Origin of the sequence: Aquimarina amphilecti, from assembly GCF_900109375.1 — a bacterium.
Classification (GTDB): domain Bacteria; phylum Bacteroidota; class Bacteroidia; order Flavobacteriales; family Flavobacteriaceae; genus Aquimarina; species Aquimarina amphilecti.
On sequence record NZ_FOAB01000002.1, the window covers coordinates 579711 to 604863 of the forward strand.

General features: G+C 31.0%; 31 protein-coding genes. 12 read left to right on the plus strand and 19 right to left on the minus strand.

Going from position 1 to position 25153, the window contains the following annotated elements; genetic code table 11:
* Nucleotides 1–13: 13 nt before the first annotated feature.
* The 5 genes from bioB to BMY33_RS23400 all read left to right on the plus strand — a co-directional run bounded on the left by bioB (nt 14) and on the right by BMY33_RS23400 (nt 5185).
* Nucleotides 14–1117, plus strand: coding sequence for a biotin synthase BioB (gene bioB, locus BMY33_RS06830; protein WP_091406939.1), 1104 nt, complete (start codon nt 14–16; stop codon nt 1115–1117).
* Nucleotides 1118–1138: 21 nt separating this feature from the next.
* Nucleotides 1139–2005, plus strand: a complete 867-nt coding sequence (locus tag BMY33_RS06835) for a cupin-like domain-containing protein (RefSeq protein WP_091406941.1) — start codon at nt 1139–1141, stop codon at nt 2003–2005.
* A gap of 68 nt (nt 2006–2073) precedes the next feature.
* Nucleotides 2074–3213, plus strand: a complete 1140-nt coding sequence (locus tag BMY33_RS06840) for a helix-turn-helix domain-containing protein (RefSeq protein WP_091406944.1) — start codon at nt 2074–2076, stop codon at nt 3211–3213.
* Between the two features lie 154 nt (nt 3214–3367).
* Nucleotides 3368–4750 (plus strand): S41 family peptidase, encoded by a 1383-nt coding sequence (locus BMY33_RS06845; RefSeq protein WP_091406946.1) that lies wholly within the window; start codon nt 3368–3370, stop codon nt 4748–4750.
* 261 nt (nt 4751–5011) lie between these two features.
* Nucleotides 5012–5185 (plus strand): hypothetical protein, encoded by a 174-nt coding sequence (locus BMY33_RS23400; RefSeq protein WP_170837023.1) that lies wholly within the window; start codon nt 5012–5014, stop codon nt 5183–5185.
* A 76-nt stretch (nt 5186–5261) separates the two neighbouring features.
* On the opposite strand, the gene BMY33_RS06855 is transcribed toward BMY33_RS23400, so the two are convergent.
* The 17 genes from BMY33_RS06855 to BMY33_RS06905 all read right to left on the minus strand — a co-directional run bounded on the left by BMY33_RS06855 (nt 5262) and on the right by BMY33_RS06905 (nt 14551).
* Nucleotides 5262–5738 carry a regulatory protein RecX gene (locus BMY33_RS06855; protein WP_091406952.1) on the minus strand — a complete coding sequence of 159 codons (477 nt, stop codon included), beginning with the start codon at nt 5736–5738 and terminating at the stop codon, nt 5262–5264.
* A gap of 25 nt (nt 5739–5763) precedes the next feature.
* The gene (locus BMY33_RS06860; RefSeq protein WP_091406953.1) at nt 5764–6204 is read right to left on the minus strand and encodes a hypothetical protein; all 441 of its coding nucleotides are present in this window, start codon (nt 6202–6204) and stop codon (nt 5764–5766) included.
* 148 nt (nt 6205–6352) lie between these two features.
* Nucleotides 6353–6538 carry a hypothetical protein gene (locus BMY33_RS06865; RefSeq protein WP_091406955.1) on the minus strand — a complete coding sequence of 62 codons (186 nt, stop codon included), beginning with the start codon at nt 6536–6538 and terminating at the stop codon, nt 6353–6355.
* A 36-nt stretch (nt 6539–6574) separates the two neighbouring features.
* The gene (locus BMY33_RS06870) at nt 6575–6763 is read right to left on the minus strand and encodes a hypothetical protein (protein WP_091406956.1); all 189 of its coding nucleotides are present in this window, start codon (nt 6761–6763) and stop codon (nt 6575–6577) included.
* A 299-nt stretch (nt 6764–7062) separates the two neighbouring features.
* Nucleotides 7063–7272 carry a hypothetical protein gene (locus tag BMY33_RS06875; RefSeq protein WP_091406958.1) on the minus strand — a complete coding sequence of 70 codons (210 nt, stop codon included), beginning with the start codon at nt 7270–7272 and terminating at the stop codon, nt 7063–7065.
* Nucleotides 7273–7350: 78 nt separating this feature from the next.
* Nucleotides 7351–7494, minus strand: coding sequence for a hypothetical protein (locus tag BMY33_RS23405; protein ID WP_170837024.1), 144 nt, complete (start codon nt 7492–7494; stop codon nt 7351–7353).
* 215 nt (nt 7495–7709) lie between these two features.
* Nucleotides 7710–8897, minus strand: coding sequence for a pepsin/retropepsin-like aspartic protease family protein (locus BMY33_RS06880; protein ID WP_091406962.1), 1188 nt, complete (start codon nt 8895–8897; stop codon nt 7710–7712).
* Between the two features lie 41 nt (nt 8898–8938).
* Entirely contained in the window at nt 8939–9124 is a 186-nt protein-coding gene (locus BMY33_RS06885; RefSeq protein WP_091406965.1) for a hypothetical protein, read from the minus strand.
* 18 nt (nt 9125–9142) lie between these two features.
* Nucleotides 9143–9316, minus strand: a complete 174-nt coding sequence (locus tag BMY33_RS23410; protein WP_170837025.1) for a hypothetical protein — start codon at nt 9314–9316, stop codon at nt 9143–9145.
* A 115-nt stretch (nt 9317–9431) separates the two neighbouring features.
* Nucleotides 9432–9596: a hypothetical protein gene (locus BMY33_RS23415; RefSeq protein WP_170837026.1), complete on the minus strand. Its 165-nt coding sequence runs from the start codon at nt 9594–9596 to the stop codon at nt 9432–9434.
* 52 nt (nt 9597–9648) lie between these two features.
* On the minus strand, nt 9649–9813 hold the full coding sequence (locus BMY33_RS23420) for a hypothetical protein (RefSeq protein WP_170837027.1): 165 nt from the start codon (nt 9811–9813) through the stop codon (nt 9649–9651).
* A gap of 30 nt (nt 9814–9843) precedes the next feature.
* Complete coding sequence (locus BMY33_RS23425; RefSeq protein WP_170837028.1) at nt 9844–10011, minus strand: hypothetical protein; 168 nt, start codon at nt 10009–10011, stop codon at nt 9844–9846.
* Nucleotides 10012–10046: 35 nt separating this feature from the next.
* Nucleotides 10047–10244, minus strand: coding sequence for a bacteriocin (locus BMY33_RS06890; RefSeq protein WP_091406966.1), 198 nt, complete (start codon nt 10242–10244; stop codon nt 10047–10049).
* A 374-nt stretch (nt 10245–10618) separates the two neighbouring features.
* Nucleotides 10619–10783, minus strand: a complete 165-nt coding sequence (locus BMY33_RS23430) for a hypothetical protein (RefSeq protein ID WP_170837029.1) — start codon at nt 10781–10783, stop codon at nt 10619–10621.
* A gap of 16 nt (nt 10784–10799) precedes the next feature.
* Nucleotides 10800–11132, minus strand: coding sequence for a hypothetical protein (locus BMY33_RS06895; RefSeq protein WP_091406968.1), 333 nt, complete (start codon nt 11130–11132; stop codon nt 10800–10802).
* A gap of 45 nt (nt 11133–11177) precedes the next feature.
* Nucleotides 11178–13361, minus strand: coding sequence for a peptidase domain-containing ABC transporter (locus BMY33_RS06900; protein WP_091406970.1), 2184 nt, complete (start codon nt 13359–13361; stop codon nt 11178–11180).
* Nucleotides 13362–13372: 11 nt separating this feature from the next.
* Nucleotides 13373–14551 (minus strand): HlyD family secretion protein, encoded by a 1179-nt coding sequence (locus tag BMY33_RS06905; protein WP_091406972.1) that lies wholly within the window; start codon nt 14549–14551, stop codon nt 13373–13375.
* A gap of 485 nt (nt 14552–15036) precedes the next feature.
* On the opposite strand from BMY33_RS06905, the gene BMY33_RS06910 reads away from it, so the two are divergent.
* The 3 genes from BMY33_RS06910 (at nt 15037) to BMY33_RS06920 (ending at nt 19300) form a co-directional block, all read left to right on the plus strand.
* Nucleotides 15037–16746, plus strand: coding sequence for a helix-turn-helix domain-containing protein (locus BMY33_RS06910; protein ID WP_170837030.1), 1710 nt, complete (start codon nt 15037–15039; stop codon nt 16744–16746).
* Between the two features lie 180 nt (nt 16747–16926).
* Entirely contained in the window at nt 16927–17127 is a 201-nt protein-coding gene (locus BMY33_RS06915) for a hypothetical protein (RefSeq protein ID WP_091406975.1), read from the plus strand.
* Between the two features lie 43 nt (nt 17128–17170).
* Nucleotides 17171–19300, plus strand: coding sequence for a prolyl oligopeptidase family serine peptidase (locus BMY33_RS06920; RefSeq protein ID WP_170837031.1), 2130 nt, complete (start codon nt 17171–17173; stop codon nt 19298–19300).
* Nucleotides 19301–19370: 70 nt separating this feature from the next.
* Here the strand turns inward: BMY33_RS06920 and BMY33_RS06925 are convergent, their stop codons facing one another.
* Nucleotides 19371–20909 carry an Rne/Rng family ribonuclease gene (locus tag BMY33_RS06925; RefSeq protein ID WP_091406978.1) on the minus strand — a complete coding sequence of 513 codons (1539 nt, stop codon included), beginning with the start codon at nt 20907–20909 and terminating at the stop codon, nt 19371–19373.
* A gap of 288 nt (nt 20910–21197) precedes the next feature.
* Nucleotides 21198–21488, minus strand: coding sequence for an HU family DNA-binding protein (locus tag BMY33_RS06930; RefSeq protein ID WP_024768281.1), 291 nt, complete (start codon nt 21486–21488; stop codon nt 21198–21200).
* 131 nt (nt 21489–21619) lie between these two features.
* On the opposite strand from BMY33_RS06930, the gene mutY reads away from it, so the two are divergent.
* The 4 genes from mutY to gldD are packed head-to-tail and all read left to right on the plus strand — an operon-like array spanning nt 21620 to nt 25091.
* Nucleotides 21620–22672 carry an A/G-specific adenine glycosylase gene (gene mutY, locus BMY33_RS06935; RefSeq protein ID WP_091406980.1) on the plus strand — a complete coding sequence of 351 codons (1053 nt, stop codon included), beginning with the start codon at nt 21620–21622 and terminating at the stop codon, nt 22670–22672.
* 42 nt (nt 22673–22714) lie between these two features.
* The gene (locus tag BMY33_RS06940; protein ID WP_091406982.1) at nt 22715–23179 is read left to right on the plus strand and encodes a single-stranded DNA-binding protein; all 465 of its coding nucleotides are present in this window, start codon (nt 22715–22717) and stop codon (nt 23177–23179) included.
* A gap of 24 nt (nt 23180–23203) precedes the next feature.
* On the plus strand, nt 23204–24529 hold the full coding sequence (gene gldE / locus BMY33_RS06945) for a gliding motility-associated protein GldE (protein ID WP_091406985.1): 1326 nt from the start codon (nt 23204–23206) through the stop codon (nt 24527–24529).
* Entirely contained in the window at nt 24519–25091 is a 573-nt protein-coding gene (gldD, locus tag BMY33_RS06950) for a gliding motility lipoprotein GldD (protein WP_091406988.1), read from the plus strand. Before gldE ends, gldD begins: the two co-directional genes overlap by 11 nt.
* The last annotated feature ends 62 nt before the right edge of the window (nt 25092–25153 follow it).

A 25153-nucleotide genomic window follows, 5' to 3' on the forward strand; every position in this document is an offset into this window, starting at 1 on the left:
ATACCATTGATTTATGAGCGTTATTAGACACGATTGGACATCACAGGAAATATTAGATATATATAATAAACCATTAATGGAGTTGCTGTATGAAGCGGCATCTGTACATCGTGAATATCACGATCCTAATACAGTTCAAGTTTCTACACTATTATCGATTAAAACAGGAGGATGTCCGGAAGATTGTGGGTACTGCCCGCAAGCGGCAAGATATCATACTGATATAGAGGGTAATGATTTAATGAGTGTGCAACAAGTAAAAGCTCAAGCACTTCGTGCTAAAGCTTCTGGAAGTTCTAGAGTATGTATGGGTGCTGCTTGGCGTAATGTAAAAGATGGTCCAGAGTTTGACAACGTATTGGAGATGGTGAGAACTATCAATAAGTTAGAGATGGAAGTTTGTTGTACTTTAGGTATGATAACAGAAAATCAAGCTCAGAGATTGGCAGAAGCAGGATTATATGCTTACAATCATAATTTAGATACATCAGAAGAATATTATAAAGAAGTGATTTCTACTAGAGGTTATGAAGATCGTCTTCAGACCATTGATAATGTGCGTAAAACCAATGTTACTGTTTGTAGTGGAGGAATCATCGGAATGGGTGAAAAAGCGGCAGATCGTGCTGGGATGTTAGTGGCTTTAGCAAAATTAAGTCCACAGCCAGAATCTGTTCCTATTAATGCGCTTGTAGCAGTTGATGGAACACCAATGGAAGATCAAACACCTGTGGAAATTTGGGATATGATTAGAATGGTAGCAACCACTAGAATTGTAATGCCGCAAACACAGGTAAGACTTTCTGCGGGGAGAACGGAAATGAGTAGAGAAGGACAAGCTATGTGCTTTTTTGCAGGAGCAAATTCAATTTTTGCGGGAGACAAATTATTAACAACTCCTAATCCAGATGTTAATCAGGATATGGAAATGTTCAAAAAATTAGGATTGAATCCACAAAAACCATTTGTTAAGAAAGCGCAACCTGATACAGTGGAAGCTGAGAACTCTAAGTTTGAAGCTAAAGGAGAAAAACCTAAATGGTCTAGACCAGAGCATGTCATTGAAAAAAATGAATTTGCTAAACAAAAAGGGAAAGAAGCTTTACTTAATAAATAATTTGTAGTTATTTTTTAGTTGGTGGGATTAAATTTAGAACAAATATCAAGAGTAGAAACAATTACTAAAGAAGAATTTTTGCGGGATTATTTTATACCTCAAAAACCTGTAGTAATTGAACGATTAATTGAAGACTGGCCGGCATATCAAAAATGGAATTTAGATTATATCAATGAAGTTGCTGGAGATAAAGAAGTGCCTTTATTTGATGATCGACCTATAAACTCTGAATTTAAGTTTAATGAACCCCATACTAGCATGAAAATGAGTGAGTATGTGGAGCTCCTAAAAAAGAAACCTACCAATTATAGAATTTTCTTGTATAACTTATTGAAAGAGGTACCGAAACTTAGAGAGGATTATAAATATCCTGAGATAGGATTGAGACTACTAAAAAAAATGCCTTATTTATTTTTTGGTGGTGGAGGTTCTAAGGTATTTATGCATTATGATATAGATTTAGGTAATATTCTTCACTTTCATTTTCATGGAGAAAAACAATGTATTTTATTTCCTCCTTCCGAGACGAAATATTTGTATAAGGTTCCTCATGCATTAATAGCCCATCAAGAAATTGATTTTACAAATCCGGATTTAGAAAAATGGCCAGCTCTTAAGAAAGCAAATGGATATATTGCAAATCTTACACACGGCGAAACATTGTATATGCCAGAAGGATATTGGCATCAAATGACTTACCTTACTCCTGGGTTTTCTATGAGTATCCGAGCAATGGCAACTAGATTAGGCAATATGAATAAAGCAGCTTACAACATTTTTTTTATGCGCTATTTCGATAATATTATGAGAAGGATCGGCGGTCAGAAGTGGATGAATCATAAAAATGAGTTGGCTATTAAAAGAACTAATAAAAAGAATAGTTTCTAATTATAGAAAACTTGCAACCCTTTTAGTTTCTTTTTGTCTTTTTTATTAGAAATCATAAGTCTTTCTAGATGGAATTTGTGAATATTATTCTATTAATAAGTGTTTCCCAAGGATTTCTTTTTGGTTTTGCCATTTTGTTTTCTCCTTATTTTAGAAGTTCTACCAATAAATATTTAGGGTATTCAATCTTGATTTTAGCGTTCTTGATGTTTAATGTATATCTAGATGCCTTAAATATATATGAACAATATCCTAAGTTTTTAGTTTTATATGATATAGAATGGATATTCTTATTCCCTGTTTTTTTCTTTGTATATATATTAAAATCAATTGATCATGAGTTTATAGTAGAGAGAAAATGGAATTGGTTGTACATTCCGTTTATGTTTTCTGTTATATTGAATGTAGTTTATAATTTAGAACACATTTACAAATGGGAAATATTCTTTTTATCTGATGAAACATTGATGTATAAATGGGCTTTTGATGTACAAGAGTTCGGGTATTATTCTTATAATTTTGTAATCGCTATTTGGGCTTATAATATTCTTAAACATAAAAAAAATACTAACCAAATAAAGGGGAAATGGCTGAAAAAGTTATGTGTATATGAGGTCTCATTAGTTACTTGTTGGGTTTTAATAGATATCGCTGATATGATTTTTGATATTGGCTATGATGTGGGCATTTCTATCATATGTACTATTACTTCATTTTTTATATTTTGGATTGTATATAACGGGGTTTACTCTTTAAAAATAAGCAATTTCAAGAATAGTGATGTTAATTTAAATAAAGATACTCTAGAGGTTAAAAATCTTAAAGTTTCAATTTCCGAACATTCGTTTTCTAGGAATAATATTTACTTTCAAAAGTTAGAAGATTTATTGGAAAAAGATTATATCTATCGAAATCCTAATTTGAATCAAGAAATGGTTGCAGAAACTTTAAATATAAGCTCAGGTTACCTTTCTCAGATTGTAAATGATGTTGCTCGAAAAAACTTTACCGCGTATATTAATTCTTATCGAGTAAATGAAGTAAAGGAGATGATACTTAATGAAGAGTTTGATAAATATAGTTTACTGTCAATTGGCTTAGAAGCTGGCTTTAAAGCTAAGTCGACATTTTACACTTCTTTTAAAAAAGAAACTGGATTAACTCCCAACCAGTTTAAAATTGATCATAAAAAGGTACAGTTTTTTTAAATTTTAATAATCCCGAACACCGTTTTTTTATTAGCTATTTAGTTTTGAATCGAATCAAAGGTTGGATCAATTTGTTTTGAATTATTGATTGATCTTATGCAACTGATTGATTGTTTAATTGTCAATAGTGATATAATTCTTAAAACGTAATGTTATGATTTTAGATTTTTTAAAAAAGTATTTCTTAGTATTAATTTTGGTTTTTTTGGTTGGATGTAAATCAGATGATGACACTCCAATAATTATAGAAGATACTATAAATGGATTTTGGTTAGCAGAAGATAAAGGGTATGTGATTGAGTTTACAGATGATCAAGACATCCTTTATAATGTAAATACTTCTGGTTGTTCAATTGCAGATGATAATTTTAAGATAGAAGAATTAGCAGGCCTTCAGTTAGAGATGCTGAATAATAATGAACTGATTGGCAGATCAGAATTAATAGCCTCAGATATTAAATTTATAAGGTTAGAGAATCAAAATGAATTTTGTTTACCGGATCAGATCTCGGAGACTGATGATCCAAAAGTTAATTATGATCATTTCTGGAATATTTTTAATGATTATTATGCTTTTTTTGAAACAAGAAATGTGGATTGGTCACAGTACGAAGATTTAGGCGAGCAAGTAACTTCTGAAAATTTTTATCAGGTTATTGGTGAACTAGTTTTATTGTTAAATGATGGTCATGTTGCAATTGATGATGAAGAAAATAATATTAGTATAGATTCAGGTGTGCATGGTTTATTAGAGCGATTAAATGCAAGCCTATCAGGTGACTTGGTGATTGATTCTGATGAGGTTTATGACAAACTTTATAATCAACGATTAGAAGTTATTGCATTAAAATACCTTGGTGGGGAATATGAACTAGATGAAAGTGGAAACATTGCATGGGGTATAATTGATAATGTTGGTTACGTAAATATTTTGGGGATGGAAGGCTATAGTGATGATGAAAGTATAGAATTACAAATCTTGAATAGTATTTTGGATGAAATGATGGATGATTTTAAAAACTCAGGAGTTTCTAAACTAATAATAGATGTTCGTTTTAATGGAGGAGGCTATGATATGGTATCTATAGAAATTGCATCTCGCTTTGTGGATCAAGAAAGGTTAGTTTTTTCTAAGAAAGCCAGATTGGGAGATAGTTTTACAGAAACCACTTCTGTTTCGGTTAGTCCTAAGGGAGATTTTCAGTTCACCGATGAAATTATTTTACTAACAAGTCCATTAACTGCAAGTGCAGCAGAAATTTTTACTCTTTGTATGAAAGATTTACCCTATGTAACTATTGTAGGTGATAATACCAATGGAGTTTTTTCTGATATTTTGGTCCATGTATTACCAAATGGCGCATTTGTTGGATTGTCTAACGAGGTATATAGTGATGCTCAAGGAGTAGTGTATGAATCAATTGGAGTAGGACCTCTAGAAGAGAACAGAGTTCCTCTGTTTTCTAATGATGATTTTGTAGAAGAAAAAGATAGCGGTATAAATAAAGCTGTTGAAATATTAAGTAATCTTAACTAAGCGATGTTTTTATAATAGAAATAATCCCGTAATTACTAATTACGGGATTATTTCTATTATAATAAATTATACCATTTCATAAATACAGTAAAACCCATTGCATATTCCTCTTCCATAATCACAATCTAGTTCTGTACGACAAGTATTTGCCCCTGGACCACCTCCTCCATTGATTGTTTTTACTTTTAATTATTAATTCTAGATAAAGAAATAAAATATTAATAATACATTTACGAGAGGAAAATAATTAATAAAATGAATATGAAAAAAAATAAATTAGATCTTAAAAAGTTAACAGTAGCTAAGTTATCTAACCCTATTGCAATTAAAGGAGGAGTAACAATAATTGGTCCTACTACTACAGGAGATAGACCTACGGAAGTGCGGACTAAATGCAATTGTTGTACAGATTGTGATTGTCCTCCTGATAATTAATGTTTTTAGTATATTTTACTAGATATAAAAAGAGATAAAATAAATTACTTTTTTAGCGAAATATAGAAAATGTATTTTAAAAAAGGTCATTAATCTTTTCGAAAACTAGTTGATTTTCCCATCCTCGATAGAGGAGATAATCAATTAGTTTTTTTCTTTTCCTATATGTGTCAGTTTCTGAAATAGTATTAAATTTCTTTTCTGCAATTTCATGAAAAGTTTCTAGATAATCATTTTCAGAGATTTCTTTTAAAGCGACTTTAATACAGTATTCAGAGATTTGTCTGAATTTTAATTCTCTAACTATTCGTTGTTTTCCCCATTTTTTTATCCGAAATTTTCCTCTTGCAAAACTTTTAGCAAAACGCTCTTCATTTAAAAAATTATGTTCTATAAGATGTAATATGATCTTTTCTTTTGCTTCAGGAATTAGTTTCATTGTAGTTAACTTCTGTGAAACATCCTTATGACAGCGATCTTGATAAGCACAGTAATGCTCCATCTTTTTGATTGCTTCAGTAACCGTAATTGATTCTGGTGTTTTGTGGTACATTATTGTAAAAATACATAATCTGATATTATAAGTTTAACAATAACATTTTATTCGTGATTGTGTCTTTTTTTGATGCTTTATTTTTCTTTAGAAAATTTTTGATTTTTTCTTGATAAGGTTTTCCTTCAAAACTTTGAAGAAGATTTTTTCTGGTTAATTTTTTTAATTCTAATGGGAAGTATTTTGATTTAAAATGATAGTTATTAAAAATTTGCCAATCGGGTAGAAATTTATTAACCTCCTTGTAAATATGAATTACTCCATTACTTCCTATAAATTCACAAAAATTTCCACTTGGAAGTATACTGAAGTAAAAAGGATCAATTTCTTCACTATTGACTTCAGAAGTTATAATGTTCTTAATTTCATCTATGTTTACAGGACCATTGATATAGTATAATAAAATTTCCATTTTATGAATAAGATCAAAGCTGTCGATTTTTGACATTCCTTCAAAATTTTTCATAATACTACAAAGTGTTTTATGCTGGTTATTTTCCATATCAATGTTAGTTCTAGTTAATATAATTGTAGAATAATTGATGAATAACAATTCCTTCTATTTTAGATAATAGAAGGAATTGTAACATTAAAGCTTAATAATGTATTGTCTACTATCCAAAGATTGTATCTGGATCAGGAAATGTAGGTCCTGTAGTAGGTTTGATAATTATGATAACTGGCCCTGTGCATCCTCCACCATTACCATCATCAATTACACTTGGGTTATGGTTTCCACCAGTGATAGTTTTGATTTCTTGACTTGTCAATGTTGTTGTTTGATTTTTTAAATTTTTCATAAGATGTTTATTTTTAATTGTTATTTAAGAAGTGTATTAAATTCCGAAACCAGTATTGTTTATACTTTCAAAGTTTTGATTAATCTCGTCATCATAACGATTTATTGGATCTCCGAATGGTACGATTTCTATTAAAGTAGAGATCGTTGTTTCAGTTGATAAACCTCCACCGTTGTAATTTTCTAATTCTTGTTGACTTAGTAAAGTCGTGTTTAAATTTTTCATGATGTGTTGTTTTAATTTATTAAATATTGATGTTGTGCAATTGCTTTTACAGTACAATGATACAGGCTCCTGGTCTCATTATTTGAGACTTTCAATTTTTTTCTAAAGTTTAATGCAAATGGTTTTCAGGAAGAATATTAGGTGTCGTTTCTGATAGATATAAAAAGGGTGAACTATTACTCAAAGTTCACCCTTTTACAGAAATGATATTGTGCTTTTCTAAGACATACATACTGGGCAGACAATGTACTCAACAAATAATTCCCAGCTATATTTCTGAAAGATAGTTTTGATATCTCTTAACCAAATATAGAGTCCCAAGCACTTTCTAATCCATCTGCAATAGTTTCTACAGCTTCTGATATTGTATCAACTGCCATTTCTATAACTTCTCCTACACCTAAAGAACCTCCCGATGATCCTCCAGAGCCCCATAAATAACCATGGTTTCCTCCATCTATAGTAATTTGTTCTTCTTTATTTATTTCTACTAGTCCTAAATTTTCCATTATGATAATTTTTAAATTATAAAGTAAATATATTCCTTGTTAGTCCCATTTAATGAGATTTATAAAAAGATAGGTTTTTTATCCCTGTTGATGTTCGTTAATTGTATCCATAACTTCATCGATTACTTCTTGAACCTTATTTACCACCAATTCTTCAAGGGCTTCTAAAGCATCTGTGAACCAGTTTCCTCCATTAATGTTTATTAATTCAGTGTGACTCATTTCTTCTAATTTCATTTTTTCTAGATTTTTCATTTTTGAACGTTTTTTAATTTTATATATTCAGTTAGAGTAGTTGCTTTCGAATTACAATAATACTATGGGTAAATCTCATTTTATGAGAGTGTTATATGAGTTTTTGTTTGCTAATAAATAGTTTGTTATGAGAAGTATTCGAATAGCCTTTATGAGAGAACTCTATAAAAATACTAATAGTTCTATTTATTGAGATAGTACACTTTTTCAGATTTAGTGAACTTTATTTCCATGTTATTAAGCGTATCCTTAATAGCATTGAAGGAACAAAATTGTTCTACTGTTTCAATTGATTTACCATTGATTAAGAATTCTTTCATATATGGTTTTAAACCAATGGAATGAGCTTTACTTCCCTCTATGATTGATCTAATATAAAGCTCTTGTTCAAATCCAAATCGTATACCAAAACCAGTTTCGGCAAAATTCATTGTTTTTGTTTTTTGCACTAGTGTTAACATTTTGTTTGTCCAATCAATTGTCACTAAAAAGTTTTTTAAAACCCCCACACCTATGGCTTTAAACGATGATTTCTCACTAACTTTTACAGATATGTCAGATATAGGTAGTTCTTTATTTTTTCCTAAAAACAGAGAATTAAAATGCAGTAAATATTGTTTCGAGTCACTTTTACCACCAAGTCCTCTACTACCTTCTCCAAGAATATTTCTTTTTTCTTTAGTAGAGGTCAGTTTATCAATTTCTTTAGGTGAAAGACTCATATTTCCTCCAAGTCCCGTATCTAATATTATTTTTGTTTTTAAATTAGATTCTATGTATAAAGGAATGTATAGGTGATGACTAAATTTGTTTTCTTGTAACTTTATTTTAATTTCTTTTTCTTTATTTTTTGATAGATACTTTATGTCTTTCGCTATATGTATGATTTTATTTTGAAAATCGATCTGCCAAACAAAATGACGCATGATGTTTTTACCTATAATTCCATAAATTTCTTCGGAACAATTAAATTTTGTGGTAGAAATACTAAATGCGATATCCTCTAATTCAGTATCTCCGATTTTCAAAAAAGGAATCGTATATATTTTTGGAAATGAAATTTTTCCGTTAGTGTCTTTACTTATTCCTTTTCCTATTGATTTCCCTATATTTTTAGTTGGAAAATTATGGAATAAATAATTGGAGGCTCCTGTATCTAGAATAAAAGGATATGTTTTTCCAGAATTATCAATATTGAGATCAATTAAAATATGACCGGAAGAACTATATCTAAATGGAATAGAGTTTACCTCAGATGTTCTTTTTATCGTTAGTTGATCTAGTTTTTTGTAATGGTTAATAAAAAAGAATACAAATACTGTTAAGCATACTACAAGAACACCCATAATTATAAATATTTTTTTTATCATTTTTTAAAGTTTTTGACAAAGTTCTATCTGCTGCTATTGGCTTAATCAGATATAGGATCTGCTAATCCATCAATAAAATCATTTACAGATGTCACAGCTTCATCCCAAACTTCGCTTATAGAGTCTATAGTATCATTTACAGTATTTACTACGTCATCAAACCAATCTCCTCCATAAATAGTTGTCATTTCCAGAAGAGTCATTTCTATCATTTCTTTTTTCTTCATAATCCTATTATATATGTTTTAAATTTCTAATGGTAAAAGAGGTCCGCTAGTTTCAATAATAATATCCGATAAGAACGATAAAAACTCTCCTATTGCTTCTCCAATTTGGTGTCCATTGTTATAGGCATCACTATTGCAATCGTCGTTTCCTCCGTATAAATTAAGTAATTCATTTTTGTTTAAATCGTTCATTTTTTTGTTTTATGGATGTTATACTTAAATTGTAAGAGTAAAAAGAGACTATTTATTAATAGCCTCTTTTTAAAGTACATATTAAAACTTTTCGGTTTTAATGTGTCTTAGAAATTTAGTCTGAAAAAGGAGATAAAGCGTCAATTATATTTCCAATTCCTTGAAGAATTTCACCTACTACTTGTCCTACTTGGTATGCAGTACTTTCTTCGTGATTTCCGTCTACACAATCGTTACCTCCGTTGATTATCACCAACTCATTTAATGTTAATTCTTTCATTTTATAAAAGTTTTATGTTATTAATTATACTTATTCTGAAGATATTTTCAGATTAACCGTCCATAGCATCGTTAAGACCTCTAAAGAAATCTGCAACTACATGGATTACTTCACCAATTACTTCACCAACAGCGTGTCCGTTATTGTAAGCATCACTGTTACAGTCGTCTGTTCCTCCGTTGATTGTCATCAACTCATTTAAATTTAATTCTGTCATAATCTTATTTTTAATAATGTATACTACTATTTATATTCCTTCGATACCTTCGACAATACCATCCCAAAGACCTGAGAAGAAATCTCCTACTGCTTCTACTGCTTCACCTACTGCTTCACCTACTGCGTGTCCTGCATTGTATGCTCCATCATTACCTCCTGTAATAAGGATCATCTCATTTAAATTTAATTCTTGCATAATTTTGTTTTTTAATTTTTTAGTATTTGTATATATTAATCTTCGAAAGCAGCATTCCATCCATCAGCTACTCCATCAGCAAAACTACTAACTGCATCTACTACTGCGTCTGCAGCATCTGATACAGCTTCTACTGTTGCATCCCAAGCATCTCCAAACCAATTTCCACCTTCAATTGAATTTAATTCAAAGTTGTTTAACTCTTGAACTCCAAAATTTTCTAAATTTTTCATTTTTTAAAATTTTATAATTAATATTTGTATGATCTGTCAAACTGTTTTGGTGCACCTGTTTCGTTTTGACAATGTAAAAGTAGGTTTAGGGAATCTCATTAATTGAGAGCGCATTTTTTAAAATGTTAAAATTTGTTAATTCTATGTTTTTAGTAGAAAACAAAGGTTTTTTTATTTTCTGAATTCTTACATCATTTTTATGAAGAGTGCTATCTTGTTATATACATAGAATTTGAATAGGTTTTTGTAATGAATACATTGTGATGTAGAGGGTTTGGGTAAATTGATACAGTCTTATGCTTCTTGAGTATTCTAAATAAAAAAAGGAGCTGTATAAAACAAACTCCTTTTTTATGAATCAAACTCAACATTTTTTATAACCAGTCTCCTATGTCATCTATATAGGTATTATAATCTTCAGAATATACCATTACATCCGAAATGACTAATTGAAGTTCTGGGTCATCTATATTTTGGAATTTCTTTTTGTCGGATAATTGACTTCCTTTTGTACTATTTTTTGGTTTATACTTTTTCATGAGTTGTGCAGTTTAGTTATACTATTCTTAGGTATGGATAGTTAAAACCTGGTTCCATTAAGATTCTTTGGAAACTACCTCCACTAATTTCCAGAATTTCTTCTCCTTGTAAGTCTCTCGTATAAAAACCAAACCTAAAACTTACTTGTTCTTCATATATGTAACTCTGCAATCCAATATCAAAGATAATAGGTGCATTTAATCGTTTCATCACTTCAAATATTCTGAATAATGAAGCCTTAGATATATCCAATCTTCTGGCCAATTGTTGTGGATTACCAGTAGCTTGCATTCGTATTAATCGATCTAGCCTTTCTATTAATTCTATTTGTCGTTCTATTTTTGTCATGATTCGAGTATTTTTTGATTATTTTTTATTTCATATACTGTATTCTCAGGCAACAGCTTCAATCCTATTGATGTTATCTATTGAAGGCATTTGTTGTTGCCATAATTGATGATATTTTTCTTTACGTTGATATAGATCTTGGTGATTCCCTTCTTCTAGTACTTCTCCTTTTTCTAGAACTACAATTTTGTCAGCATCAATAACTGTACTTAGACGATGAGCGATTACAATAATTGTTTTGTTTTCTGTTCTAAGGTTTTGTATCGTTTTTTGGATATAATTTTCTGAGGCGCTATCTAAGGAAGAGGTCGCTTCATCAAGAACTAATATTTCAGGTTTTTTGTATAATGCTCTTGCAATGGCAATACGTTGTTTTTGCCCTCCTGATAATGATGCTCCATTTTCTCCTAAGTAGGTGTTAAATCCGTTAGGGAGTTCTTCAATAAAACCTAAAATACCGATGTCTTTGCAGATAGTAATAATCTCTTCCATATTCGGATTGAATTCCCCAACAGCAATATTTTCTATAACATTGCCCGCAAAAAGATCAATTTTTTGTGGTACCACACTTACTATTGTTCGTAGACTTTCATTATCTATATATCTTAGATCTTTATCTCCTATGCTAATGATTCCGCTTCGGATGGGGTAAATATTTTGTAATAAAGACATTAAAGTAGATTTTCCAGATCCACTTTCGCCAACAATAGCGGTAAGCTCTCCTTTATTAATAGTTAGGTTAAATTTTTTAAATACTTCTTTTCTACTTCCATATCTAAAAGCAACATCTGTAAAAGAAATATTCCCAACTGCTTTTCTACTAAGCTTCATTTTATTTTCAGTGTCTTCACGCTCCAGATCCATAATTTCAAAAAGACGATCTGCTGCGATGAGTGCATTTTGTATTTGCTTATTAGCGCCGACTAAACTTGCAACAGGTCCTGTAAAGTATCCTACTATAGCATAAAAAGACATTAATTCTCCAGCAGTAATTTGTCTTTCTATTACAAAAAAAGAACCTGACCATAGGAGTATAATAACAAATAATTGTGCGATAATCCCTGTAGATGTTCCGGAGAAAACAGAGTTTAGAGCAGATTTGTAGCCACTTTGTAGTAAGTTTATAAATCGTGTTTCGGTTTTGATATTAGCAAAGTCTTCTAAACCGAAACGTTTAATAGTTCCCACAGAGTTCAAAGATTCTACCAGCTGACTTTGTAACTCAGCTCCTTTTTCCATTACTTTACGTTCTGCTTTTTTGTTCAGTCTATTCATGATATAGTAAATACCGGCGTATAAAGGGATCACGCATAACATAATTAAGGCAAGTTTCCAGTAATAAAAAAACATCAATCCAAATGAGAAAAACAATATCATTATATTCACTGTAAGTGATAATGCTACTCCATTAATAAAATTTCTAATCTTAACAGCATCACCAATTCTAGATGTTATTTCTCCTACCCTCATAGTGTCAAAAAACTGTTGAGGTAATTTTAACAGGTGTTTGTAGTACCCAAGGATTAATCGGGTATCAATTTGTTGGCCTGTTTTGATCAAAAACACATCTTTAAAAACACCTATAATAAACTTTAAGACCAATAATCCGATCATAATTACTCCTAAAAGATTAAGGAGTTTTGTGTTGCCTCCTACAAGTACATAGTCGGTAATTTTCTGTATAAAGATGGAAGTAGAAAACCCAAGAAGTGTGTAAACAATTGCTCCAATCAAAGCTTGCATTACCACTAATCTATGTGGTTTAAGTAAGAACCAAAAACGTTTATAAGAAGAGATTTTTTCATTTCCTTTTTCAAAACTCTCATTAGGAGATAATAGTACTAATACGCCTGTCCATTCTTTTTTGAATTCTTCATAAGATTTTTTGTGCATCCTACCATCACCGGGATCCATTACTAGTACGTATTTTTTGGTAACTTCATAGATTACTACAAAATGTTGTAGCTTACCTTTAATAATAACGTGTGCAATTGTGGGTTTTGGAATTTTTGATAGACTTTCGAAATCTCCTCGAACACCTTTAGCTGTGAATCCAATTTTTTGAGCAGCTTCCAAAAGTCCGAGTATGTTCGTCCCTTTTTGATCCGTACTAGCATATTGTCGAATTCTAGCTATGGGTAGTTTTAATTTATAATGAGCAGATATAGATGCAAGACAAGCGGCTCCGCAATCTGTGATATCGTGTTGTTTTATTTTAATTTTAGCCATGATGCTTAATTTTATTGTTGAATTTGTGCTATTGAAGGGTTTGAAGGACTTGATGGATTCAACCAGTCATCTACTTTATCGTAGAGTAGATCAAAAAGTGTACGTTCTGTTAATTGAAATCTGGCGCTCAGTGTCATTCCCTTATTAAAGTTTCCTTTAAAACCATTTTTGAGTGCTAAATGTTCTTGGTCAATCTTGCAGCGAACTTTAAAAACCGGTTGGTTATTTACCATATCTATGTCTTTACTAATGTCTAGTATTTTTCCAGTAGCTAATCCCCATTGATTGTAATTAAAAGCATCAACTTGAAAACTTACTTGTTTTTCTTCGCTGACCAATCCGATATCTGATGGAGATAAATAACATTCTACGATCAAACCTGTATCTGGTGATATTTCTGCAATAGGAGATCCACTGATAATCATGCTTCCTGGTTCTATACCTTTTACACTTTTTAATATGCCGTCTATTGGAGCTGTAATAATATATTCTTTTTGATTTTGTTGTATTTGTGAAACACTACTATGTAGTTCACGTATTTCTACAGAATAATCTGTAAGTTGTGTTTGCCAAGTGTTTTTTTGTTGTTTTTTAAATTGATGCAACGTATTGATAGATAATTGATGTTCGAACTCGGTATTTTCAAACTCTATTTTGGCAATTACTCCTTTTGAATATAGTTTTTGATCCCTTTCAAAATCAATTAACGTTTTTTCAAAGCGTGTTTGCAATTCCCCAAGCTGTTGAGTGTAGTACAGGAATTCTTTTTGATAACGAGCTGATATAAGTTTATTAAAATGTGGATGGACTGTATTGATAAGATATTTGCAGTCGGTAATAAACTTCTGAGTTTCTGTAATTGTAGTGGTAGAAAGCTGTATTTTTTCATCTAGAATCTCTCTATTGGTCATTAACAATGTATCACCTTTTTTTACTTGTTGGTTGTCTAGTAAGTCCACATAAACTACTTTTCCGGATTGTAATGGTGTTATTGCGATACGTTCTTTACTTGGTTTTAGCATTCCACGTGCAGTAGTATAAATATCAACTTTTATAAAAGGTAATAAAATGAATGCGATCAAGATGGCTGCTAGAATCAACCCATAAATGACTTTGCTTCTATTGCGATGTTTAAACTGATGCACCTCTACAGTGTTTTCGATTATTTCTTTTGGAAATAGTTGTTTCATAGTTTTGATATTTACGAGTTAAAAGATGAATTGATATATTCCTATCACAAATTCTAAGAGATGTGTAACAAGTTTTATTAGTAATGTGACCATAGTGAGTTATTATTGACATCTCAAATATAGCCTTGGTAAAAGCTTAATAACAAGGGGACTACATCGGGATTCGGGAAAACAGACCCTGCATTCCCGGAATTCAGACTCTATTTTTTTGACGTAAAAAGCTGGTTAATGGTGATTTAAAAAAAGAAGGATGTAATTTTATAAAAAAGGAAAGTAGTATATTTGCTTCCCTATTATTTAGATAGACTAAAACCCCAAAAAACCGAAATTATACAGATTGCTGCAACTACGATAGTGTTCTTATAGTTATATAGATTACAAAAAAACAGTCTATATTGATTCGAGATTCGTGTTGTATATGGTTTAGTATTAAAAAAATAATTTTTAATAAAGTACATACCATGTACATGATTATAAAAAATAGCATGAATCGCATTGCAGTTTTTATTGTTTTCTTTTTATTCCAACAGCTATATTCGCAAGGTGATAAAGCGATTGATTCTTTAGATCAAAAGAGTTATGATGAATTATCTTTAGGTTTCGATAAGAACATAGGAAAAATAGTTGTTTCTAAGTTATATGCGACTACATTTCTGAAAAAAGCTAAAAGCGAAAAGAATATTTCAAAGCAGGCAGATGGTTATTATATGTTTACTAAAATCTTGGATAAATCTTTAGCACTGAAGTATACAGATAGTATCATTAATCTCACTAAGAATCAAGACAATTTCATATACCCTGCAGAGGCTCATTTGTTAAAAGCAAATATACTAGGGGGCACCGGTAAGTATAAAGAAGCCATGGAAGAGTTAGTAGAGGCTAATAATTTTGCTAAAAAGAATAAAAATATAGATCAACAGTATAGGACTAAGTATTTTATAGCTCTTTTACAAGATAACCTGGGTGAATATGAAGAGACTTTAAAAACATTTAGGTCTTTAAAACAGTATTACGAAAATAAATTTCAGAATAATAATTCTAAATATAGATATGACTACCTAAAATCTATGTATGCTCTAGGGAATGCTTACAATAATTTAGAATTATACGATTCTGCCTACTATGAAAATAGAAAGGCGATTGAACTATCATTAAATTATAAAGATAGTATTCTTTATAGCAACTTGTTATTATCTTCTGGAGTTACAGATTACTTTAAGAAGGATTATAAATCTTCTATTGATAGTATCGAAAAATTTAATAAAATATATGATAGTAGATCTAAGATCAATAAAATATATTTTACAACCGCAGATCTTTACCTTGGCAAGGTATATTATGAACTCAACGATTTAGATAAATCTATGTATTATTTAGAAAAAGTTGATTCTGCTACTTTTTCTAATAGAAATTTTTTCCCAAGTCTTAGATCGGCGTATGAAGTTTTGATAGAAATTCAAAAAGAAAAGGAAAATACAAATAAACAATTGTTTTATATTGAAAGGCTTTTGGAGTTTGATAGTATTTCCAATAATGATTCTAAGAACCTATATAAGAAAATTAATGAAGAGTATTCTACTCCAAATTTATTATCAGAGAAACAGTCTATTATTGATTCGTTGGAGCAGAAAAGTGAGAATAGAACAATATTAATTGTTATTTTAATTCTTCTTTCTTTTGCGCTTTTGTTGTTTTTATATATTAATAATAGAAAGAAAAAGATATATCAAAGTAGGTTTAAGGAAATGTTTGAGCAAAAAGAGAAAATTTCTGAAGTAGTTCGCGATTCCGAACCTAAAAAAGAAAATAAAGATATTGGAATCTCAGAAGATATAGTTGAGGATATTCTAAGAAAGTTGAAAATATTTGAAGAGAAACAGGAGTTTATTAAATCTAATATTACGGTAAGTTCTTTGTCTAAAGATTTAAAAACGAATTCTAAATACTTATCTAAGACAATAAACTTTTATAAAGAAAAAAGTTTTAGTAATTATATTAATGATCTTAGAATCCAATTTGTTGTAGATCGATTAAAATCTGATTCTAAATTCAGAAAATATACAATAAAGGCTATTGCGAATGAAATTGGTTTTAATACCACGGAAGCTTTTTCTAAATCTTTTTATAAAACTACTGGGATTTATCCTTCATTTTTTTTGAAACAACTTGAAAAAAAAGAATTTCCAGAAGGTTAAGCTTTGTTTTTGAGACTCTTTAGTAACAAGTTGTAAACAAGTTGTTTATAGATAGTTGTTCCTTGAATTCAGACTCTGAATTCCTGAAAACAGACAATCACTATAATAATTAAAGACATTTTTCTTACATAAATAAATACATTTGTTTCACAGTCAAATCACTTTACAAAAAAAATCACAATGAAAAAATCGCAATTAAAAGGAAAGCTTACATTAGAAAAAATGAATATTGCTAAACTTAATAACTTATCGAAAATTAGAGGAGGTAATTTTATGATTCTAGATTTAGTAGATAGTATTAATAATAATGATGACGATGATGATGATGATGGAACCTTACCAACTTGGCCTAATACAAATCAAGGTGATCAAGGTAATTAATTATCAAGATTAAATTCTATATATAATGAGTAAAAGAGTACTAATGAAATTATTTTTTTTGACATTGCTTTTTGGATGCCAAGAGAGTCCTAAAAAACTTGTTTCTAAAGAATTCAGGGAAGATGTTTTTGGAATTGTAATTAGTGATCCTTTTCGATACGCAGAAAATTTGGAAGACTCTTTAGTAAAAGATTGGATTAACGATCAAAGAGAAAGTTATTTAGAGGTTCTCAATAAAATAGATAAGCTTGATTATATTATAGATGAGCAAGTTAATTATGATCAACAGAAGTCATCTGTAATTTCTAAACTTAGAATTTCGGAAAACGGAAGATATTTTTATTTAAAGAGGTTACCAAAAGAGAATATTCCTAAACTTTACTATAGGAAGTCTTTTTTAGGAAAAGAGCAGTTATTATATGACCCAAAGAGTTTTCGACTGGGATCGAATACTGAATTTGTAATTAATTATATAAAGCCTAGTATTGATGGTTCTAAAATAGTAGTTAGCTTAACTTCTAAAGGAAAAGAAATATCTGAACTAATCATAATAGATGTTACTTCCGGAGAAGTGAGTCAAGAAATATTGACTAATGCTTGGCCTTCTGCTGCAGGAGGAATACAGTGGTTACAAGATAATACTTCTTTTATTTATGTATATCATCCTGTAACAAATCAGAAATCGGAAAAGTTTCTTAAAAATACTCGATCAGTTTTGTATACATTGGGAGATAAGGCTAATAAACTTAAGGTTGTTTTGTCCAAAGAAAACAATCCTGATCTGATTATAAAAGAAGAAGATTTTCCGGCAATAAGTATAATTGGAGAATATTTAATAGGTAAAATAACTGGAGGAGGAGGCTATTATGATGCGTATTACCTGAATATAAAGGATTTAAAAACTAAAAAATGGAAACCATTATTTACCAAACTTGATTATGTCAAAAGTTATAGAGTAGCTGGAGATTCTATTCTGTTTAGAACGGCAAAAGACGCTCCAAATTTTAAAATATGCAAAACTTCCATTATAAATCCAGATTTTAATAATGCTCAAGTATTAGTTAAAGATTATGATGATCAAGTAATCACAGATTTTGAGTTAACCAGTGAGGGGATATATTATGTTACCAATAAAAATGGTGTCAAAGCAAGTTTATATAGACAAAAAGACGATCTTTTTGAAGAGGTTAAATTGCCGCAACAAAATGGGAATTTAAGTATAAGCTCATTGGGACAATCATATCCAGAATTATGGATTAATGCCAGAGGTTGGGTTACCAATAATAAAAGATATCTATATGCTTCTGGAAAGCTGATTGATCAAAATTTACAAGATGAAATAAATAGTTCGAAACTAGAAAATATTGTTGTTGAAGAAATAGAGGTGGAAGCAGCGGATGGTGCTAAAATACCATTATCCTTAATCTACAATAAAAATCTTGTGAAAGATGGTAAAAATAGAGTTTTAATGGATGGTTATGGTTCTTTTGGGATTTCTATGAAACCTGGGTTTTCGCTTAGAAGGTTATTATGGGTAATGGAAGGAGGGGTATATGCAATAGCACATGTACGTGGAGGAGGAGAAAAAGGTGATGCTTGGCATAAAGCGGCTTATAAGGCTACTAAACCAAATACGTGGAAAGACTTTATCAATTGTGCTGAATTTTTAGTAGAGCAAAAATATACGAATCCAACTCAATTGGCAATTTGGAGCGGTAGTGCTGGTGGCATTATGGTTGGTCGCGCAATAACTGAAAGACCAGATTTATTTGGTGTTGCAATTGTAGAGTTTGGTTCTTTAAATGTGTCTAGATCCTCAGAAGATCCTAACGGAGCTAATATTGCAAAAGAATTTGGCTCTCCGGATAATCCTGAAGAATTTAAACATTTGTTGGAAATGGATGCATATCAGCATATTAAAAATAAAGAAAATTACCCTGCAACATTATTAACAGCTGGATTAAATGATCCGAGAGTTCCCGCTTGGAATTCTATTAAGTTTGCAGCAAGGATACAAGAAGCAAACATTTCGGGAAGACCGAACTACTTGTTGATAGATTCAGATACAGGTCATGCTATAGATGATACAAAGCTGGTAGAGGTTACAAGGTTTGCTAATATCTTGTCGTTTGCACTTTGGCAAACAGGGCATCCAGAGTACCAGCCTGAGTGAAATACTAATTCTTCCTTAAATAATTGTACAAACAAAAAAACCCAGCCTACATAGTAAGCTGGGTTTTGTTTTATTGTATCATTTCTCCGTCTTTGTCGTGAAAATGATATTCTAAATACGTGTAAGCGTCTCTAGGTATAATCTTTACCCATCTTTTATGGTCTATTAGCCATTGAGATCGGGCGGATGGAAATCCTTTAGTTAAAAAAGCTGCAATAAAAGGATGCGCGCTAAGCGTTAACTTTTTATGTTCTTTTTTAATTAATTTTTCTAAATCGACCTTTATTTTATCTACTAAAACTATTGGCGCCTCAACTTCACCATTTCCTCCATTAGGATTTTCCTCACGGGTTTTGATATTCATTTCTGGTCGTACACGCTGTCGCGTTATTTGAATCAAGCCAAACTTACTTGGCGGTAAAATTTTATGCTTTGCCCTGTCGTCTTTCATCTCTTCACGTAAGTGGTTGAAAAGTGTTCTGCGGTTATCAGCATTATTCATGTCTATAAAATCGACTACAATAATACCTCCCATATCCCTAAGACGTAGTTGGCGTGCTACTTCGGATGCACTGATTAGGTTGACTTCTAGTGCAGTGTCTTCTTGATTTTTGGCTTTGTTAGATCGATTACCACTATTTACGTCAATGACATGCATTGCCTCGGTATGTTCGATTACAAGATAGGCTCCCTTACTCATGGATACCGTTTTACCAAAACTTGTTTTGATTTGTCTTTCTATTCCATGTTTTTCAAAAACAGGTACTTTAGACGTGTGTAACTTTACGATAGATTCTTTTTTTGGTGCAATTTCTTGCAGATAATCTTTGATTTGGTTGTAGAGATCTTCTTCATCTACAACGATCGAAGTGAAGGTGTCATTAAAAACATCTCTTAATATAGAAGATGCTCTATTCATTTCACCTAAAATTTTTGATGGATGGGGTGCTTTGTATAATTTTTTACACATAGACTCCCAGCGACCCACCAAGTTTTGCAAATCTCTGTCTAGCTCTGCTACTTTTTTGCCTTCTGCTACAGTACGAACAATAATTCCAAAACCTTTTGGCTTAATACTTTTTACAAGTCTTTTCAGACGTTCTTTTTCTTCAGATGATTCTATTTTCTGTGAAATAGATACTCTATTAGAAAAAGGTACTAATACAATATATCTACCAGCAATCGAAAGCTCTGAGCTAATTCGAGGGCCTTTTGTAGAAATAGGTTCTTTTACTATTTGTACCAATAGCGATTGATTTGATTTTAACACATCTGTAATAACTCCGTGTTTATCAATATCGTTCTCAAAAGGAAAATTCTTAAGAGAATAATCTTTTAATTTACCTGTGCTTACACGTTTAATGAATTTAAGTAAAGAAGATACTTGAGGGCCCAGATCGTGATAATGCAAAAATGCATCTTTTTCATAACCTACATTAACAAATGCAGCGTTAAGACCTGGAACAGCTTTACGAATTTTAGCAATAAAAATATCACCTACCGCAAAATTGCTGTCGTCTTCTTCCTTATGTAATTCAATTAGTTTTCCATCTTTTAATAAGGCAAAATCAGTAGAGGAACCAGATCTAATGATCAATTCTTTGTTCACTCTGATTAGATTTTTATCCACCTCGATACGTTCGAGACAGATGGATTAAACAAATTTTTTCACAGGAATTTTTAATTCCGTTGAAACAAAGTCTTATAAAGGTAGTGATATATAAGATACTTTATTTCGATTTCAAAGAACATTCTTAAATAGAAAAAGTAGTTAGAAAACTACTTTTTCTTGTGGCGATTAGCTCTTCTTCTCTTTTTACGCTTGTGCGTAGCTACCTTGTGTCTTTTACGTTTCTTACCACTTGGCATAGTGCGTCTATTTATTGATTATTAATTGTTACTTAACTTCTACGTTAGTTTTTACACCTTCCACAAATACTTTTGCCGGTTTAAAGGCAGGAATATTATGTGCAGGTATTTTGATTGTAGTGTTTTTAGAAATGTTACGGCCAGTTTTTTCAGCTCTTGTCTTGATGATAAAACTACCAAAACCTCTAAGGTATACATTATCACCGCTCTCTAAAGAACTTTTTACTTCTTCCATAAAGGTTTCAACAGTTGCCTGAACATCTCCTTTTTCAATTCCTAGTTTTTCTGAAATTTTTGCTACAATATCTGCTTTAGTCATTATATTACCTATTTAGGGGTTTTTAAATTTTCAAGGGGGCAAATATAGCAATTTAAAATCCAAAATATCAATACTTAAGATGAAATTATCATCTTTTAAAGGTTTAATTTTACAAAACTTACATTTTTCTTATGATTTTCCATAAAAAACTCATTACGTGGTACTTACAAAACAAAAGATCGATGCCATGGCGAGAAACAACAGACCCATATCACATTTGGTTAAGCGAAATCATACTTCAGCAGACTCGAGTTGCTCAAGGATTACCATATTATTTATCATTTACGGATCAATATCCCACTGTTTTTGACTTAGCAAATGCAGAAGAAGAACAGGTGCTTAAACTATGGCAAGGATTAGGTTATTATTCTAGAGCTAGAAATTTGCATACTACGGCAAAATATATAGCAAATGAGCTTCGTGGTGTTTTTCCTTCTACCTATAATGATTTATTGAAACTAAAAGGGGTAGGTGATTATACCGCTAGTGCTATAGCTTCTATATGTTATAATGAAGTGGTCCCTGTGGTAGATGGTAATGTATATAGAGTTTTGTCCAGATATTTTAATATTGATACTCCTATTAATAGTACCCAAGGAATTAAGGAGTTTAAAAAAATCGCTTTTACGTTGATTGACCCAGAACAACCTGCGACCTATAATCAGGCAATTATGGAATTTGGAGCTTTACAATGTAAGCCCCAAAGTCCATATTGTATTGTTTGTCCATTAAATGATAGTTGTGAGTCTTTAAAAAATGGAACTGTTACTTCGTTACCTGTTAAATTAAAAAAGACAAAAATCAAGAAAAGATATTTTAATTATTTAATATTTTCTGTGAATGATCAGCAAACTGTTATTAAACAACGAACAGGTAAAGGTATTTGGCAGAATTTATATGAGTTTCCACTTATAGAAAGCGACAAGGACGTAAACCTTTCATATATAAAGGAGCATACTATTCTTAAAAACTTGGTTGGAAATATGTCTTATGATATTACTTGTTATGAAGAAGCTTTTAAAATACATAAACTTTCACATCAACATTTATATACTCGATTTTATGTTGTGAAAATAAATACAAAACCGGAAGTAGACGAAGAACTGGAGTTAGTGGAAATAGATAATATTCGTGAATATCCTGTTCCTATATTGTTAGGTAATTTTATAGATAGCTTTTTTTAGGTATGGTGCTTTTTTATTACATTTACTATAAATATAAAGGATATGTCTGGAACGTTGAATAAGGTAATGCTTATTGGTCACACAGGAGATGAAGTAAAGATGCATTATTTTGAAGGCGGTAATTGTATTGGTAGGTTTCCGCTGGCAACTAATGATTCTTATGTAAACAAAACTACAGGAGAAAGAGTTACTTCTACAGAATGGCACAATATTGTTGTCCGTAATAAAGCAGCAGAAATTTGCGAAAAATATTTAAAAAAAGGGGATAAGGTATATATCGAAGGTCGTCTTAAAACTAGAAAGTGGCAAGATGAACAAGGAAAAGATAGGTATAGTACTGAAATTCAGTGTACTGACTTTACATTTTTAACTCCAAAAACTGAGGGTCAGCAACCTGAAACAACTGCGAGTACGCAACCAGCAAGTACTAATAATCCTTCGGTCGGTACAGCACAGTCAGTATCACCCCAATCTACAGAAACGGAAGAAGATGATCTTCCGTTTTAATATGTTTAATTAAACAGCTATAATTTGGACCCTGATCCCGAACCGTTATTTATTTTATTTGTTGCTTTTGATTCTATGCAAGCAATTAATTTGCTTGCTCTAATATTACTATTGATTTGTTCTGCTTTAATTTCGGGTAGCGAGGTATCTCTATTTTCGTTGGCTCCTTCGGATCTTAAAATAGAAGGAGAAGAAGAAACTGCAAATCAAAAGATAATTTCAAAATTATTAAGTAAGCCAAAGAAACTGTTGGCTACTATATTGGTAGCTAATAACTTTATTAATATTGCAATTGTTTTACTTTTTGATGCTTTAGGAGAGATTTACTTTCATGACCTTAATATCGTTTGGTGGGGTTGGGTAGACGTAAGGTTTGTTGTAGAAGTTGTTGTTGTTGCATTCCTTATTCTATTATTTGGAGAAATATTACCAAAAATATATGCTAGTAGGAATAAGGTGAAATTTGCCAGTTTTATGGCAAGACCGTTAAGAGTTTTGGATTGGATTATTACTCCAATTAGTTTGCCTATGCGAAGTGTTACAATAAGTATCCATAATAGATTAGGAAAACAAAAATCAAATATTAGCGTTGATCAGTTATCACAAGCATTAGAGTTAACTTCGGATACTGATACTACTTCTGAAGAGAAAAAGATTTTAGAAGGTATTGTTTCGTTTGGTAATACGGATACTAAACAGGTAATGAAGCCTAGGATAGATATTTTTGCTTTAAATCGAGATATGGGATATGCTGAGGTTATTCCTGCAATTATTAAACAGGGATATTCTCGTATACCAGTATTTGAAGATAGTATTGATAAAGTTATTGGAATTCTTTATGTCAAAGATTTGTTACCTTATATTAATCATAAAGATTATAGTTGGGTGGATCTGGTGAGAGAGCCTTATTTTGTTCCGGAAAACAAGAAGTTAGATGACCTTCTTAATGATTTTAAGGATAAAAAGAATCATTTGGCAATTGTAGTCGATGAATATGGGGGAACAAGCGGTTTAATCTCTTTAGAAGATATTATTGAAGAAATTGTTGGTGATATTAGTGATGAGTTTGATGATGAAGATTTAGTATTTTCTAAGTTAGATGACCTTAACTATGTATTCGAAGGAAGAACTTCTTTAAAGGATTTTTATAAGGTGTTAAAGTTAGAAGATCAAGCAGTTTTTGAAAATAAAAAAGGAGACGCTGAAACGATTGCAGGATTGCTTTTAGAAATATCTGGAAGTTTCCCGAAAAGAGGAGATGTAATTGTATTGGAAAAGTATGTTTTCAAAATAGAATCTTTAGATAATAGACGTATCAAAAGAATTAAATTGACGATTGATGAAGAGTAAATTCTATATTTTTTTTGTGATAGTAGTTACAAGTGTTTTCTGTTCTTGTGGTGGAGATATTTTGCCAAAACCTAAAGGAATGTTGCGATTGGCCTACCCAGCTCCAAAATATGAAAAGGCTACACTAGATTGTTCATATACTTTTGAAAAAAATGATATTGCCACTTTCGAAAAGGCGAAAAATAATAAGCAATGTTGGTATAATATAGACTATCCAAAGTTGAATGCGACTATATATGTCTCCTATTACAATGTCGATAAAAATTTAGATTCTTTGTTGCGAGACGCGCAAAACCTAACGCAAGAACACCATATTAAAGCTGATGGAATAGATCAGAAAGATTTTGTCTTGCCAGAAAAGAATGTATATGGAAGTATTTTTGAGGTTACTGGAAATGCTGCTTCTTCTTGCCAGTTTTATGTAACAGATAGTCTCAATCATTTTGTGTCTGGCTCTGTGTATTTTAAGGTGAAACCAAACTATGATTCTATCCTGCCTGCGGCAAAATACCTGAGAAATGATGTCATTCATTTTATGGAAACTGTTCAATGGATAGAATAACGCTAAACGTTCGTTAATTTTTTTACATAAAAGATCATCACTTATTTAATTTTATTGATTTT